This window comes from Dactylosporangium aurantiacum (assembly GCF_000716715.1).
Taxonomy (GTDB): Bacteria; Actinomycetota; Actinomycetes; order Mycobacteriales; family Micromonosporaceae; genus Dactylosporangium; species Dactylosporangium aurantiacum.
Genome location: NZ_JNYJ01000011.1, coordinates 142,485 through 157,614 on the forward strand (window position 1 = coordinate 142,485; position 15,130 = coordinate 157,614).

At 76.3% G+C, this 15,130-nt stretch carries 12 protein-coding genes; 8 read left to right on the forward strand and 4 right to left on the reverse strand.

The genetic code is table 11. The features are described 5' to 3' along the window. Nucleotides 1-173 precede the first annotated feature (173 nt). From OP18_RS51190 to OP18_RS15210, 3 genes are all read left to right on the forward strand, one after another. Nucleotides 174-3,275, forward strand: a complete 3,102-nt coding sequence (locus OP18_RS51190) for an ATP-binding protein (protein WP_052386754.1) — start codon at nt 174-176, stop codon at nt 3,273-3,275. 80 nt (nt 3,276-3,355) lie between these two features. Then, the gene (locus OP18_RS15205) at nt 3,356-4,162 is read left to right on the forward strand and encodes a class I SAM-dependent methyltransferase (protein WP_033359516.1); all 807 of its coding nucleotides are present in this window, start codon (nt 3,356-3,358) and stop codon (nt 4,160-4,162) included. Further along, nucleotides 4,159-4,422 carry a hypothetical protein gene (locus OP18_RS15210; RefSeq protein ID WP_033359517.1) on the forward strand — a complete coding sequence of 88 codons (264 nt, stop codon included), beginning with the start codon at nt 4,159-4,161 and terminating at the stop codon, nt 4,420-4,422. Before OP18_RS15205 ends, OP18_RS15210 begins: the two co-directional genes overlap by 4 nt. A gap of 55 nt (nt 4,423-4,477) precedes the next feature. Here OP18_RS15210 and OP18_RS15215 read toward each other — a convergent pair whose 3' ends face one another. Further along, on the reverse strand, nt 4,478-5,299 hold the full coding sequence (locus tag OP18_RS15215) for an SAM-dependent methyltransferase (protein ID WP_033359518.1): 822 nt from the start codon (nt 5,297-5,299) through the stop codon (nt 4,478-4,480). Between the two features lie 152 nt (nt 5,300-5,451). On the opposite strand from OP18_RS15215, the gene OP18_RS15220 reads away from it, so the two are divergent. Both OP18_RS15220 and OP18_RS15225 read left to right on the forward strand, forming a co-directional pair. Continuing rightward, nucleotides 5,452-6,057, forward strand: a complete 606-nt coding sequence (locus OP18_RS15220; RefSeq protein ID WP_033359519.1) for a DUF2975 domain-containing protein — start codon at nt 5,452-5,454, stop codon at nt 6,055-6,057. Next, nucleotides 6,057-6,308, forward strand: a complete 252-nt coding sequence (locus OP18_RS15225) for a helix-turn-helix domain-containing protein (RefSeq protein ID WP_052386755.1) — start codon at nt 6,057-6,059, stop codon at nt 6,306-6,308. Before OP18_RS15220 ends, OP18_RS15225 begins: the two co-directional genes overlap by 1 nt. 829 nt (nt 6,309-7,137) lie before the next feature. Here OP18_RS15225 and OP18_RS15230 read toward each other — a convergent pair. Genes OP18_RS15230 through OP18_RS59610 form a run of 3 tightly spaced genes read right to left on the reverse strand, consistent with a single transcriptional unit; the run spans nt 7,138 to nt 10,274 of the window. After that, nucleotides 7,138-7,998 carry a hypothetical protein gene (locus OP18_RS15230; RefSeq protein WP_033359520.1) on the reverse strand — a complete coding sequence of 287 codons (861 nt, stop codon included), beginning with the start codon at nt 7,996-7,998 and terminating at the stop codon, nt 7,138-7,140. A gap of 50 nt (nt 7,999-8,048) precedes the next feature. Then, nucleotides 8,049-8,801: a MerR family transcriptional regulator gene (locus OP18_RS15235; protein ID WP_033359521.1), complete on the reverse strand. Its 753-nt coding sequence runs from the start codon at nt 8,799-8,801 to the stop codon at nt 8,049-8,051. Nucleotides 8,802-8,855: 54 nt separating this feature from the next. Continuing rightward, entirely contained in the window at nt 8,856-10,274 is a 1,419-nt protein-coding gene (locus OP18_RS59610) for a helix-turn-helix domain-containing protein (protein ID WP_043787551.1), read from the reverse strand. 139 nt (nt 10,275-10,413) lie between these two features. Here OP18_RS59610 and OP18_RS15245 point away from each other — a divergent pair, with 139 nt between their 5' ends. The 3 genes from OP18_RS15245 (at nt 10,414) to OP18_RS15255 (ending at nt 15,109) form a co-directional block, all read left to right on the forward strand. Next, nucleotides 10,414-11,664: a YncE family protein gene (locus OP18_RS15245; protein WP_033359522.1), complete on the forward strand. Its 1,251-nt coding sequence runs from the start codon at nt 10,414-10,416 to the stop codon at nt 11,662-11,664. Between the two features lie 144 nt (nt 11,665-11,808). After that, nucleotides 11,809-13,938 (forward strand): Hsp70 family protein, encoded by a 2,130-nt coding sequence (locus OP18_RS52520; RefSeq protein WP_052386756.1) that lies wholly within the window; start codon nt 11,809-11,811, stop codon nt 13,936-13,938. Between the two features lie 199 nt (nt 13,939-14,137). Further along, a complete protein-coding gene (locus tag OP18_RS15255) occupies nt 14,138-15,109 on the forward strand; it encodes a polysaccharide deacetylase family protein (RefSeq protein WP_052386757.1) in 972 nt (323 codons plus the stop codon). The last annotated feature ends 21 nt before the right edge of the window (nt 15,110-15,130 follow it).

Below are 15,130 nucleotides of genomic sequence, written 5' to 3' on the forward strand. Positions count from 1 at the left end.
GCCGCTGGGGTACCGCCTTCGGCCGACAGCGGTCCGCTGGTCCGTCGAGTCCGCGGGCCACTGCCGCGGCGCTGTCGGGTCGCAGTGGTCGCTGCGGCGGGCGGCCGTCGGGCCGCCGTCGGGTCAGTGCCGCGGTGCCGTCGGGGCACCGTCACGGGCGATGTCGCGCCGCTGTGGCGGGCGCGATCGGGCCGCTGCCGTGGGCGCCGTACGGCCGCGGTCGCGTCGCCGCCGTGGTGCCGCTGGCCGCCGCCGTGGTGCCGCTGGCCGCCGCCGTGGTGCCGCTGGCCGCCGTGGTGGTGCCGCTGGCCGCCGCCGTGGTGCCGCTGGCCGCCGTGGCGGTGCCGCGGTGTCGCGGTGTCGCGGTGTCGTCGGGTCGCTGGCGGGCCGGTGGCTGGGCGGGCCGTGGTGCGGTGGCGGCGGAGGGGGTTCTGGCGCGGTACCGTCGCGCTGTGACGGACCTGCTCGAACGCGATCCGCTGCTCGACGACCTCGCCGCGGTGCTGGACGGGGCGAGGACGGCGGGGCGTGTGGTGCTCGTGGCGGGGGAAGCCGGGATCGGCAAGTCGGCGCTCGTGCGGCGGTTCAGCGAGCGGCACGGCAAGCGGGCGCGGTTTCTGTTCGGGGCGTGCGACCCGTTGCTGACCCCGCGGGCGCTCGGGCCGCTGCACGACGTCGGCCGGCGCACCGGGGGCGCGCTCGCGCAGCTGCTCGCGGCCGGAGGGCAGCGGGAGCAGCTGTTCGCGGCGCTGCTGGACGAGTTGGAGCGCAGTGACCGTACGCCGGTCGTTGTCGTGGAGGACGCGCACTGGGCCGACGAGGCGACGCTGGACCTGCTGGTGTTCCTCGGGCGGCGGATCGCGCAGACGAAGGCGCTGCTGGTGGTCACGTACCGCGACGACGAGCTGGCCACGGATCATCCACTGAGGACGGTCATCGGGCTGTTGCCGGCGCATGCGGTGCGGCGGGTCCGGCCGGAGCCGTTGTCGGAGCGGGCGGTGGCTGAGCTGGCCCGGCGGGCGGGGCGGGCGGCGGGCGGGTTGCGGGCGTTGACCGGCGGGAATCCGTTGCTCGTCACCGAGGTCCTGGCGGCTGGGTTCTCCAGCGGAGGCGACAGCGGAGGCGACAGTGGAGGCGACAGTGGAGGCGACGGCGAGGGCGGCGGCGGAGGCGACGGCGGAGACTACCGCGACGACGAAAGTCCGACTCGCGGCGATTTAGGTAATTTGTCCGAAAGTGGTCGACCCGGCGAGCACGGCGGGGTGCCCGTGACCGTCCGGGACCTGGTGATGGCGCGCCTGGCTGGGCTTTCGCCCGGTGCGCGGGACGTCGTGCGGCTCGTCGCGGTCGTGCCGACGTCGACCGAGTTGTGGCTGCTGGACGGTGCGGCGCCGGAGGCGGTCGAGGCGGCCATGGCCGCCGGGCTGCTCGTCGCGGGTGACGGAACCGTCAGGTTCCGGCACGAGCTGCTGCGGCGCGCCGTCGTCGACGAGTTGTCCGCCATGGCCCGCCGGGACCTCAACCGGCGCATCCTGCGGATCCTGACCGCGGCAGAGCACCGGCCGGCCGACGCCCGGCCCGCAACCATGGCCGCGGTCCGGGCAAGCGCCCAGCGCGTCGACGTCGCTCGCATCGTGCACCACGCGCGCGAGGCCGGTGACACCGCCGCCGTGCTCCGGTACGCGCCCGAGGCCGCCCGGCAGGCCGCCGCCGTCGCCGCGCACCGGGAGGCGGTCGAGCACTACCGGGCCGTCCTGCCGCTCGCCGCGGGCATCCCCGACCGGGCGGAGCTGCTCGAGGGGTACTCCGCCGAGTGCTACCTGTCGGGCCTGTCCGCCGAGGCCGTCGCCGCCGGGCGGGAGGCCCTCGCGTCGCGGGAGGCGGCCGGGGACGTCGAGCGGCTCGGTGACGGGCTGCGCAGGCTGTCGCGACTGTACTGGTGGGACGGGAACCGGCCCGAGGCGGAAGCGGCGGCGGCCCGGGCGGTCGCCGTCCTCGAGGAGCTGCCGGCGGGGCGGGCGCTCGCCATGGCGTACAGCAACCAGGCGCAGCTGGACATGCTCGGCAACCGGCTGCCGGCCGCCACCGCCTGGGCCGGCCGGGCGATCGGGCTCGCCCGGCGGCTCGGGGACCGGGAGACGCTCAGCCACGCACTGGCCAACATCGGCTCGGCGCGCCTGCTGGGCGGCGACGCCGGCGGCCGGGCGGACCTCGGGGAGGCGTTCGACGTCGCGGTCGCCGCGGGGCTGGAGGACGACGCGGCTCGGGCGTTGTGCAACCTCGCCACGATCGGCGCCGAGATGCGTGACCACCGGCACGCCCGGGCGGACCTGGATCGGGCGTTGGCGTTCGTACGCGCACACGAGCTCTCCGGCTACGTCCAGCACGTCCTCGGGCACCGGGCCAGGATCCGGCTCGAGGAGGGCGACTGGCCCGGCGCGGAACGCGACGCCCTGGACGCGCTCGCCGAGCGGGTCGCCGGCGGCGCCAGGTACGTCGACGCCCTCGTGCCGCTCGGGCTGCTGCAGGCCCGGCGCGGCGACCCGGCCGCGGCGCGGACGCTGCGGGAGGCGGCCGAGCGCGGGTACGCCACCGCGGAGCTGCAGTGGACGGCGCAGGTCGCGGCGGCCAGGGCGGAGCACGCGTGGCTGCGGGGCGCCGACGCCGACATCGCCGCCGAGGCCGGGGCCCAGTACGAGCGGGCCGTGCGGGCCGGCCACCCCTGGTTCACCGGGGAGCTGGCGTTCTGGCTGCGGCAGGCCGGCGGGCCCGCGCCCGGGCCGGACGTGCTGGCGGTGATGGCCGAGCCGTACCGGCTGCTGCTCACCGGTGACTGGCGGGCCGCCGCGGCGGCGTGGCGGGCGCTCGGCTGCCCGTACCAGGAGGCGCTGGCGCTCGCGGGCGGCGACGGCGACGCGGGGCTGGCGGCGCTGGCGCTGCTGGACGGGCTCGGTGCGCGGCAGGCGGCGCAGCGGGTCCGGCGGCGGCTGCGGGCCGGCGGCAACCCGCGGATCCCGCGCGGGCCGACGAAGGCCACCGCCGCGAACCCGGCCGGCCTCACCGCCCGCCAGGTCGAGGTGCTCGGGCTGCTCGCCGAGGGGCTCACCGACGCCGAGATCGCGGCGCGGCTGTCGCTGTCGGCGAAGACCGTCGGGCACCACGTGTCGGCGCTGCTGGCGAAGCTCGGCGCCGGTTCGCGGCACCAGGCGGCCGCGGCCGGGGTGCGGCTCGGGCTCGTACCGGGCAAAGATGGGGAGCCCAGGGGCCACAACTAGGGACCGATCCCGATCCCCGCGCCCCTGACCAGGTCATACCTTGCGATCACAGCGAATTCGAGCGCGAGGGAAGGACCGTCATGGACACCGTCACCGTCAAGCAACGCCAGCAGGCCGCGTGGGCCTCCGGCGACTACGCGGCCGTCGGCACGCGGCTGCTGCTCACCGCCGAGCTGCTCTGCGAGGCCGCGGACCTGCGCGCCGGCGAGCAGGTCCTCGACGTCGCCTGCGGCAACGGCAACGCGAGCCTCGCCGCCGCCCGCCGGTTCTGCCAGGTCACCGGCGTCGACTACGTACCGGCGCTGCTGGAGCGCGCCCGCCGCCGCGCCGACGCCGAAGGGCTCGAGGTCACGTTCCAGGACGGTGACGCGGAGGCGTTGCCGTTCCCCGACGCGTCGTTCGACGCGGTGCTGTCCACGTGCGGCGCCATGTTCGCCCCGGACCAGGAACGCACCGCCGCGGAGCTGCTGCGGGTGTGCCGGCCCGGCGGGCGGATCGGCATGGTCAACTGGACCCCGGACAGCTACGTCGCGGAGCTGTTCCGGGCCATCGGGCGGCAGGTGCCGCCGCCGCCCGGGCTGCGTCCGCCGGCGCAGTGGGGCGACGAGGGGCGGCTGCGGGAGCTGTTCGGCCCGGCCGTCGGGATCTCCGCGCCGCGGCGGGAGTTCCTGTGGCGGTTCCCGTCCGCCGCGCACCAGGCCGAGTTCTTCGCCACCTTCTACGGGCCGGTCACCAGGACCCTCGCCGCCCTCGACGAGGCGCGCGCCGCCGAGCTGAAGGCGGAGATGGCGGCGATCGCCGACCGGTTCAACGTCGCCGCCGACGGTACCCTCGTGCTGCGCATGGACTACGTGGAGGCGGTGATCCGCAAACCCGCCGGCGGGTGACCGGCCGGGCCGGTGGCGGGCGGCGGCTGCGGTACCCGGCCGCGGGCGGCTGGGCGCGGGCCCGGGTCGTGCACGGCGAGCGGGCGAACACGTCGGCGAAGCGGCCGAGGTGCCGGGTCACGGTCGACTGCACCACCCGCCCCGGCGCGGGGCACGCCGGGGTCGCGGGCCGGTCGCTGCCGCTGCCGCCGGTGCTGCTCGGCAGCGGCGGCTCCGTCGTCCGCAACGGTGTGCCGCGCCTGGCCGACGTTTGCCGCTGACCGGCGGCCGCGCCGCTGACGGACGACGGCCGCGCCGGTGAGCGGCGGACGCCGCCTACTTGACGCCGACCGCGCCGTACATCGACACCTCGGCCGGTGACGGGTGGTCGGCGGTGACCGGCCGCCACTCGCTGATCGGCACGACGCCGGGCTCGACGAGCCGCACCCTGTCGAAGAAGCCCGCGAACGTGGCGCTGTCGCGCGGCCAGGCGTCCACGAGACCCTTCGCGAGCATCTGGTCGTACATGCCGGCGATGTGCGGCGGCACGAAGTCCTTCGTGGAGTTCGTCGCCACCAGGTAGCTGCCCGCCGGGACCGCGTCCAGCAGGTCGTGCACGATCCTGCGGGCGTGAGCGTCGTCGCGGATGAAGTGCAACACCGCGTACAGCAGGATCGCGACCGGCTCCCGCAGGTCGAGGGTGGCGGCCAGCTGCGGCGCGGCGAGGATCGCCGCCGGGTCGTTGAGGTCCGCGTCGATGTAGTTGGTCGCCCCCTCCGGGGAGCCGATCATGAGCGCCCGGGCGTGGGCGAGGACCATCGGGTCGTTGTCGACGTACACGACCCGGGCCTGCGGCGTGATCGCCTGCGCGACGTCGTGCGTGTTGTCCGGGGCGGGCAGGCCGGTGCCGATGTCCAGGAACTGCCGGATGCCCGCCTCGCCGGCGAGGAAGCGGATGGTGCGGTTGTGGAAGGCGCGGCCCTCCTGCGCGGCGGTGCGGATCGCCGGGTACGCCGCGGCGATCCGGTCGCCGGACTCGCGGTCGACCTGGAAATGGTCCTTGCCGCCGAGCCAGTAGTTCCACCGGCGGGCCGGGGACACGCTGCCGGCGTCCAGCCGCGGGTCCGGCTGGGGGTGGTCGAGGTCGCTCGTCGGCACGGGGAAAGCCTCCCGGCGTCGCAGGATCCGGTGGATGTACGGGCGCAGCGACGCCCATCGTAGCGGCCGCCCGCACCGCCCACGTCCCCGCTTGACACGGCGCCGCTTCTTATCGATTATCGGTATATCGAAATTCGATAAGGGGGGTTCGGATGAAGCGGATGCTGGCCCGGCTGCGCCGCCGGGACTACCTGGCGGAGCTGCAGTCGCTGCTGTACGTGGCGCTCGGCCTGGGCGCCGTCGTGGCGGTGGTGGAGGCGCGCGCCATGGCGGTGCGCGACCCGATCACGGTCACCGTCGGCGCCGGCGTGCGGATCGCGCCCGACGCGGTGACCGGGCTGCTGCCCGGCGCCCGGCTCGACCCGGGCAGCGACGTGCAGGTCCTCGTCGACCACCCCAGTGTGCCGCAGGTGGCCTGGCATGCCGTGCAGGTCGTGCCGTGGTACCTGCTGGCCGGGTTCACCCTGGCGATGCTGCTGCTCGTGGTGCGCGCCGCCCGCCGGGGCGACCCGTTCGCCGCCGCGAACGTGCGCCGGCTGCGCGTCCTGGGCTGGGTCGTGTTCCTCGGCAGTTTCGCCGCGTTCTACGCCGAGCTGTGGGCCGGCCTGGAGCTGTCGATGACCGTCGTGACCGACCCGCCGAACACCGGCGCCCAGGTGCCGCTCGTCTGGTGCCTGTGCGGCCTCGGCTTCCTCGCCCTCGCCGAGATCATCAAGCGCGGCCGGGCGCTGCAGTCCGAGCTCGCCGGGGTCATCTGATGCCACCGGCCGACGACCACCGCGTCGACGTGCACATCGACCGGCTGCTCGCCGAGCGCGGCATGACGCTGACCGACCTCGCCGGCCGGGTCGGCATCACCCTGGCCAACCTCTCGGTGCTGAAGAACGGCCACGCCAGGGCCATCCGCTTCAGCACGCTGACCGCCCTGTGCGAGGCCCTCGACTGCCAGCCGGGGGACCTGTTCACCGTCACCGGCGCCGGTAACGATGCGTGTCTCGACGGTCGCTGAAGGTGATGGCGCTGGACGTGGTCGGGGGCGGCCGGGAGAATGAGGGGGCAGCGCCAACGGGGGGAGGCGGCGCATGCCACGACCATATTTCTCTTTGGACGCACCCGATCCGGGCTCCGGCGCGGTGGCGTCGTCCGAGTCGATCGACTGGACCGCACGGTTCGCCGCGGCCCGCGCCGAACGCCAGCGGTGGCGGGCGGAGCGGGCCCGCGCCCAGGCGGAGTTCGCGGCGGCCCGCCGGCACGGGCTCGTGGCACGGCACGCGGCGAAGCTCGCCCGGCTGCGCAACGCCAGGCTGCTGGCGGAGCTGACGCACGCCGCAGCCCACGCACCGGCGACGCCTGCGGCGGCGGGGGCCGCGGTGGCGGGGCCTGCGGCGGGGCCTGCGGGGCCTGCGGGGCTTGCGGCGGCGGCGGGGCCTGCGGGGCCTGCGGGGGCAGGGTCTGCGGGGGCTGCGGCGGTGGCAGCGGCGGCTGCTGGGCCTGCGGTGGCTGGGCCTGCGGTGGCTGGGCCTGCGGTGGCTGGGCCTGCGGTGGTGGCGGACCGGCCGGCGGCGGGGCGGTCCGCGACGGTGGTGCCCGCGGCGGCGGCCGTGTCGTTTGCGGGGCCTGCGGTGGCAAAGACTGTGGCGGGTCAGCCTGTGGCGGCTGCGTCGGGTCAGCCTGTGGCGGCTGCGTCGGTTGCGGGGGTTGCTCCGGCGGGCGCTGCGGCGGCACAACCGGCCGCAGCGGGGCCCGCGGCCGTCACGGAGCCTGCGACCGCGGCGGTTGCGGCCGCCGCGCCACCGCAGGTCGTCGCCGTCCGGCCACACCGCCGACGGCCGCAGCGGTCAGACGGTGCGCTCCGGTGCCCCGTCCCGGGCGGGCGCGGTGCGGGTGAACGCGTCCAGCGCGGCGACCGGGTCGTCGGCGAAGCAGCGGACGGTCCGCACCTCGCAGGTGGCGCCGAGCGGGCGGACCGCGGTGACCGGGGCGGTCAGCTCCAGCAGCAGGTTCGCCTGGGAGGACACCGCGACCGTGAGGACGTCGTCGGCGACGCGGACCGTGCCCCGCTCGGCGTGGCCGCGGATGCGGCGGACCGCGGCGACCCGGTCGCGGGGGATGCGCAGGTCGAAGAACGCGCCGGAGCGGACACGGACCTCGGCGGCCGACACGACGTGGGGGCGGGTCACGCACGAGGCGATGACGGCGAGGGCCACGAGGATGGCGTACGCGTCGAGCACCACCAGCACGGTGCGCACCGCGACGGGGGCGCCGAGGGAGCGCAGCACGACCTCGACCACGAACAGCTCGACGACCATCGCGCCGAGGAAGACGAGCAGGGCCGGTGCCTGGGCGCTGAAGTAGGGGACGGGCACCGCACCGGGCGGCACGCCGTGGCGGCGGCGGGCCAGCCACAGGGCCACGCTCACCATGCCCCGCACGTCGAAGCCCATGATGCGCCGGACCTGGACGGGGACCAGGCGTTCGTAGGCGGCGCGGGCGGCGCCGCGGCGGGACAGGCCGTCGCGGCGGGCCGCTCGGTAGAGCCGCAGCACCGTCACCGTCTCCAGCCCCAGCACCGCCAGCGCCAGCGTCTCCGCGGTGGCCAGGACGGCACCGGGCAGCGACACCCCCGACGCCACCAGCACCACCAGGAGCACCTCCGCCCCGACGGCGGCGAACAGCGCGGCGCGGGCAAGTCGCAGCATCACGGGTCCTCCAGGGTGGGTGGCGGGCACGTCGGTGGCGGGGCGCCGGGTCACGGGCGGTCGCGGAGCAGGAGCAGGAGCCGGCGGAAGACCTCCGTCTGGGCCGGGGACAGCTCCTGGGCCATCGTCTGCCACCAGCGGGCCCCGGCCGGGTCGTCGGCGGTGGTGGTCATCGCGGTGGCCATGCCTTCGGGGAGGTGGTCGGCGAGGTCCGCGGCGAGCTCGGCGACCCGGGGGTCGGCGGGGTCTGCGGTGGCGAGGGCGTCGAGGCGGGCGTACAGGGCGCGGCCGCGGTCCACGGCGGCGGGCTCGGTCAGCGGGCGCAGCAGCTGCGCGAAGCCGGCCCGGGCGTCCTCGTCGGCGCCGGTGTCGATGAGGGTGAGCAGCTCGCGGTCCAGGGCGCCGAACGCGGAGTCGCCGGCCGGCAGGTCACGCAGCACCGCGGCCAGGTCGGGCGACACGGTCGCGTCGGGGTCGAGGTCGGGGCGGGCCAGCACGGCCGCGAGGCGGGCGCGGCGGGCGGCGAGGGCGGCCTGCTGGCGGGCCAGGTCGGCGTCCAGCTCCTCGAGGACCTCGCGCAGCTCACGGCCGCGGTCGTCGGCGAGGACGTCGCGGATCTCGTCGAGGGACAGGCCGAGCTCGGCGAGGCGGCGCACGCGGGCGAGGACGACGGCGTCGCGCAGGCGGTACTCGCGGTAGCCGTTGACCAGCCTGGCCGGCTCGGGCAGCAGCCCCAGGTGGTGGTAGTGCCGCACGGTGCGGGTGGACACCCCGACCAGCGCGGCGAGCTCGCCGATGCGCATGCGTCCAGTAGAAACGTTGACGTTGCGGCAACGTCAAGCCGGCGGCGGGGACCGTCAGGCCGGCGGGTGGGTGTCGAGCCAGGTGCGCAGCGCCCACCAGTAACGCAGGGTCTCCAGCACGGTCAGGTGCTGCTCCGCGTCGGCCGGCGGCAGGCCGGTGATCTCCTGCAGGCGCCGCAGCCGGTAGCGGACCGTGTTCGGGTGTACGTGCAGCGTCACCGCCGTCCGGTCGAGGCGCTGGCCGTGGTCGAGGTACGCCAGCGCGGTCGACGCGAGCTCCCGGTGGAACTCGTCGGCGGGGCGCAGCGCGGCCAGCAGCGTGTCGCCGAGCAGCGCGGCGAGCCGCGGCTGGAGCGTCAGGGCGGTCTCACCGGCGAGGTCGGCGACCGCGTGCACCCCCGTCCGGCCGAACCGGGCCGCCGCGGCGAGCGCCGGCACGCACAGCGCGTAGCCGGTGCCGGCCTCCGCGGGCGGCGCGGCCGGGGCGACCACGACGAGGACCGGCGCCTCGCCCCCCGCGAGACCGGTGTGGCCGTCGGCCGGTGTGGACGGGCGGGCGCTGAGACCGGCGTGGCGGCCGTCGCCTGGTGCGAGTGGGCGCGGCGTGAGGCCGGTGTGGCCGTCGGCCGGTGTGGACGGGCGGGCGGTGAGGCCGGTGCGGCGGCCGTCGGCCGGTGTGGACGGGCGGGCGGTGAGGCCGGTGCGGCGGCCGTCGGCTGGTGTGGGCAGGCGCGCGGTGAGGCCGGTGTGGCCGTCGGCTGGTGCGGGTGGGCGCGCGGTGAGGCTGCCGGCCGGGGCGGGGAGACGCGCGGTGAGGCCGGCGAGGCGGCCCTCGACGACGCCGAACAGGCCGCCGCAGGAGGACCAGTGCTGCTCCAGGGCGCGGGCGCGGGCCGGGTCGGACACGTCGGTGAGCAGGCAGTGGTACCGGCCGGCGGGATGCAGGCGGAACCGGGCCAGTTCGCGGGCGTCGACGCCGCCGGTGGGGGAGCCGAGCAGCAGGCGGCGCAGCAGGGCGGTGCGCTCGTCGCGGCCGCCGCGGGACAGTTCGAGCTCGGCGGCGCGGTACCCGGCGATGACGTGCCGTTCGAGGGCGCCGGCGTACCGGTCGAACTCCAACGCCGCCTCGAGCAGGACCTGGTCACGGATGCCGGCGGCGCGGCCCCGACCGACGGCGATCTCGAACGCGCGGGTCCGGCCCGCCTGCACGGCGCTGAGCAGCGCGCTGAGCGGCACGCCCTGCGCGGCACGGTCCGCGCCGAGGCGGGTGGCCTCGGCGAAGTCGTGCCCGCTGGGGTCGGCGAGCCGTTCGAACGCGGCCAGCCCGGCGGCGAGCAGGACCGCGATGTGGCGGCGGTTCTCCTCCGCGGGCAGCCGGGCGACCTCCGCCGAGCACGCGCGGGCCGCCTCGACGAGATCGTCGACGACGCCGGGGTCGGCGGCCATGTCCCGCAGCAACGGCACCAGCGACATCGGCTCCGCCTCCCAAGGCCGTTGTGGCCGGCGCACAACCCGCCGCCCCGGCGTTGCGCCCCGACACCTATCGATGAACGTGGACCCCCGCTTTTCTGTTACCGCAAGGTAACATTGCTTTCGCCGTCAGGAGAGCCCCGTGACACGCAAGCGCGCCCGCCGCACGCTCGTCGCCGGTCTGGTCGCCGCCGCCGGCCTGATCGCCTCCGTCCCCGCCACCGGTGCCGTGCCCGCCGCCGCCGCGACCACCCTGCAGCAGGTGATGTTCGTCGGCAACAACTGGGACGGCACCGTCGACGTCATCCAGCCCAGCGGCGGGTACACCGGCCTCGGGCGGATCAACGTCGTGCCCGACCGCACCCAGCGCCTCTGGGAGATCTACCTCAACCCCGTCAAGCTCGCGTTCTACCTCGGCGTCCAGCAGGGCCCGGGCGAGGGCCACGACCAGCTCGTCGACGACATGTACACCACGCCGGACGGCTCGGCGCTCGTCGTGTCCCGGCCCAGCTTCGCCGACGTGGTCTCGATCGACCTGCGCACCGGCGCGCTGCGCTGGCGGTTCCCCGTGTCCGGGTACCGCGCCGACCACATGGCCGTCTCGCCCGACGGCACCCGGGTCGCGGTGTCGGCGTCCACGTCGAACACCGTGCACGTGCTCGACATCGCCACCGGCCGGCAGGTCGGCTCGTTCGCCACCGGCGACAAGCCGCACGAGAACGTCTTCACCGGCGGCGGCCGGTACCTGTGGAACATGTCGATCGGTGAGGTCAACACCGCCCTGGACGACCCGTGGCTGGACTGGACGAAGGGCGACCGGCACATCACCGTGGTCGACACCACCACCTTCCAGACCGTGAAGGTGATCGACATGCGGTCGCGGCTGGACGCGTTCGGCCGGTCGGACCTGTCCGACGCGGTGCGCCCGGCCGTGTTCACCCCCGACGAGTCGACCCTGTACTTCCAGGTGTCGTTCTTCAACGGCCTCGTCGAGTACGACGTCGCCGCCGACCGCGTCACCCGCGTCGCGACGCTGCCGAAGAACCCGGCCACCAGCGAGGACCGCACCACCTGGGTCAACGACTCCCGCCACCACGGCCTGTCGATGAGCCCCGACGGCACCAAGGTCTGCGTGGCCGGCACCATGGACGACTACGCCACGGTGGTCAACCGCGCCACGCTCACCCCGGGCGCGCTGGTCGCGGCGAGCAAGCCGTACTGGGCGACCGTCAGCGCCGACGGCCGCGACTGCGTCATCTCCGAGTCCGGCGCCGACCGGGTCACCGCGATCAGCTTCGCCACCGGCCAGAAGGTGGCCAGCGTCGCCGTCGGTGACCACCCGCAGCGGGTCCGCCTCGGCCGCCTCCCGGCCGGCTGGACCGCCCCCCGCTGACCCGCGCCCGCGCGGGCCCGCCCTGCCCCGGCGGGCCCGCCACCCGGGCGGCGGAACCCGCCCGGCGAGGAGCGGACCGGGCTTGACACGCCCCTGATGCGCGACTTCGATGGTCGGACGGATCGGGGAGAGGGCGGGGTCAGCGTGGAGCTCGGCGTCGACCTCGGCACGTCCAGCACCGTGGCGTTCCTGCGCCGCGGCGGCGCGCCGCCCGAGCCGGTCCTGTTCGACGGGGCGCCGCTGCTGCCGTCCGCGGTGTACGCCGACGACAACGGTGAGCTGCTCGTCGGGCGGGACGCCGTGCACGCGGCCCGGGCGCGGCCCGAACGGTTCGAGGGCAACCCGAAACGGCGCATCGACGACGGCACGGTGCTGCTCGGCGCGGAGGTACGGGTCGAGGCGCTGCTCGGGGCGTTGCTGCGGCGGGTCGTGACCGAGGCGCGGCGCGTCGGCGGGACCGCGGTCACCGGGGCCACCATCTGCCACCCCGCCGCGTGGGGGCCCGGCCGCCGCGCCACCCTCCTGCGCGCGGCCGCGGCCGCAGGGCTGGACGGGCCGGTGCGGCTGGTGCCCGAGCCGGTCGCGGCCGCGGCGTTCCATCTGCGCCGGCACGGTCCGGGCCCCGCCGACCTTCTCGTGTACGACCTGGGCGCCGGCACCTTCGACGTCGCCGTCGTGCGGCACGCGCCCGACGGGGTCGCGGGCCGGATGGAGGTGCTGTGCAGCGCCGGGCTCGACGAGACCGGCGGCCAGGACGTCGACGCGGCCGTGGTCGACCTGCTGCGCCGGCGCAGCGGCGCACCCGAGCTGTGGGCGCGGCTGGACAACCCCGCCACGGTCGCCGACCGGGCCGCCCGCCGGCAGCTGTGGGACGACGTGCGCAACGCCAAGGAGATGCTGTCGCGGACCAGTTCGGCGCTGATCTACCTGCCGCTGCTGGACACCGACCAGATCGTCACCCGGGAGGAGCTGGAGCAGCTCGCCGCGCCGCTCATCCAGCGGACCGTCGCCGCCGTCGCCGCCGCCCTCGCCGAATGCCCCGTGCCGCTGCGCCCCCTCGGCGCCGTCATCCTCGTCGGCGGCGCCAGCCGCATGCCGCTCGTCGCCACCATGCTGCACCGCGCCCTCGGCGTCGCCCCGACGATCATCGACCAGCCGGAGCTGGTGGTGGCCGCCGGCAGCATCGACCCCATGGTGACCGGCCTGCCGTCCACCGCCCCGCCACCGGTGCCCGCAGGCCCGCCGCCGGTGCCCGCAGGCCCGCCGGTGCCCGCCGGTCCCTACGCCGCACCGGGATCGCCGGCGGCCCCGCCCGGATCGCCGGCGAACCCGCCGATGTCGCCGGCCTACGGGCAGCCGCCGACCGGATGGACCGGCCCGGTGCCCATCTCCGGCGGCGGCGACACTGCGGGCACCATGCCCGCCCCGCCACCCGCGCCGCGGACCCCGCCGCAGGGGCCCGGCTGGCCGCCCGTTGCCGGAGCGCCGCGGCAGCCCGCCGCCGGAGCACCGCGGCAGCCCGCCGCCGGAGCACCGCGGCAGCCCGCCGCCGGAGCACCACGGCAGCCCGCCGCGGGAGCACCGCTGCGGCCGCCGCCCCAGCAGCCGTGGCCCGCGCCGCAGCAGCCGTGGGTGCACGTACCGCAGCAGCCGCCGCCATGGCACGGGCAGCCGCCGGCGCCCTGGAGCGGCGGGCGGCCGGTGCCGCAGCCCGACGGGACCCTGCTCGGCAACGTCGAGCTGCTGGAGCTCGCCACCCCGCGGCGGCGGGGCGTGACGCTGCGCGGGCAGCTGCACGGCGGCTACGGCGTCGTCGAGCACGTGTTCCCCGCCGACGCCGACGGGCGGCTGCTGGTCTTCGCCGACACCCTCGCCCTGGCCCGGCACGCGGCCCGGGACACCGCCGACCGGCTCGTGGCGACCCCGCCGTGGCTGGTGCGCAACGACGGCGCCGACGAGCGGCGCTTCGACCTGGAGCTGCTCGTCGAGCACCTGAGCGGGCCGCCGCAGCGGTGGCTGCCGAGCTTCGTGTGCCGCTGCCGCGACCTGTGCGCCCAACTCGTCGTGTTCCTGGACCTGGACGACGCCGACGACATGCTCGGCGAGCACTCCACCATCGACCAGGTCGACGACGTCCTGCGCCGGCACCTCGACGACGCCACCGCCGGAAGGGCCGCGCAGCGCCGCCTCGCCCGCATCGACCAGGCGCAGCTCGTCGAGGACTGGACCGACCTCATCGCCCTCATCGACGAGCACATCGCCGACGCCGCATAGCGCCCGCGACCACGCCGCCGGGCGCCGCATAACTGTCAAGGCCTTTCGAAAGCTTCCGAAAAGGATTCCCGGGCCCGGAATCGGCGGTTATCAACATTGCACCCCCGCCGCCGTCCCACCCAGGAGGGCTCGTGAAGCACGTGCACCGACCCCTCGCCGCTATCGCCGCCGCGCGCTCGTCCCGGTCCCGGCCGTCGCGATGAACGACACCCCGTCGCACGCGGCGAACTGCTCCGCCGGCCACGTCGGCCTGACCTTCGACGACGGCCCCGACCCGGCCACCACCGGCGCGCTGCTGTCCGCCCTGCTGGCCGCCGGTGCCCGCGCCACCTTCTTCAACATCGGCCGGCGGGCGCGGGCCGATCCGTCGCTGGTGCGCGCACAGCAGGCCGCCGGCATGTGGACCGGCAACCACAGCTGGACGCACGCCCACCTGACCGAGCTCGGCAGCGCCCAGATGAGCTCGGAGATCTCGCGGACCCAGCAGGCCATCCAGCAGGCGACCGGCACCGCGCCGAAGCTGTTCCGGCCGCCGTACGGCGAGACCAACGCCACCCTGCGCGGCGTGGCGGCCCGGTTCGGCCTCACCGAGGTGCTGTGGAGCGTCGACTCGCAGGACTGGAACGGCGCCAGCACCGCCCAGATCGTGCGGGCCGCGTCGCACCTGCAGGCCGGCGACGTGATGCTCATGCACGACGGCTACCGCACGACGATCGACGCGATCCCGCGGATCGTCGCGGACCTCGCCGGGCGCGGCCTGTGCCCCGGCATGATCTCCACCGCCACCGGGCGCGCGGTCGCCCCGGACGGCACCACGACCCCGCCGCCGGGCGGTGGGACGACCCCGCCGCCCGGCGGTGGCACCAGCACCTGCACCGCCACCTACGCGCAGACCCAGCGCCGGGGTGACCGGTTCAACGGCCAGGTCACGATCCGCGCCGGCAGCACCGCCATCACCAGCTGGACCGCCACCGTCACCGTCGGCTCCGGGCAGCGGGTCTCCGCCACCTGGAACGGCAGCCCCAGCTGGGACCCCAGCGGCAACGTCATGACGATGCGCCCCGACGGCAACGGCAGCCTCCCCGTCGGAGGCAGCACCACGTTCGGGTTCACGGTCATGGTCAGCAACGGCAACTTCTCCGCACCCGCCACCACCTGCCGCACCCCCTGACGCGGCACAGAACTGGAGCAC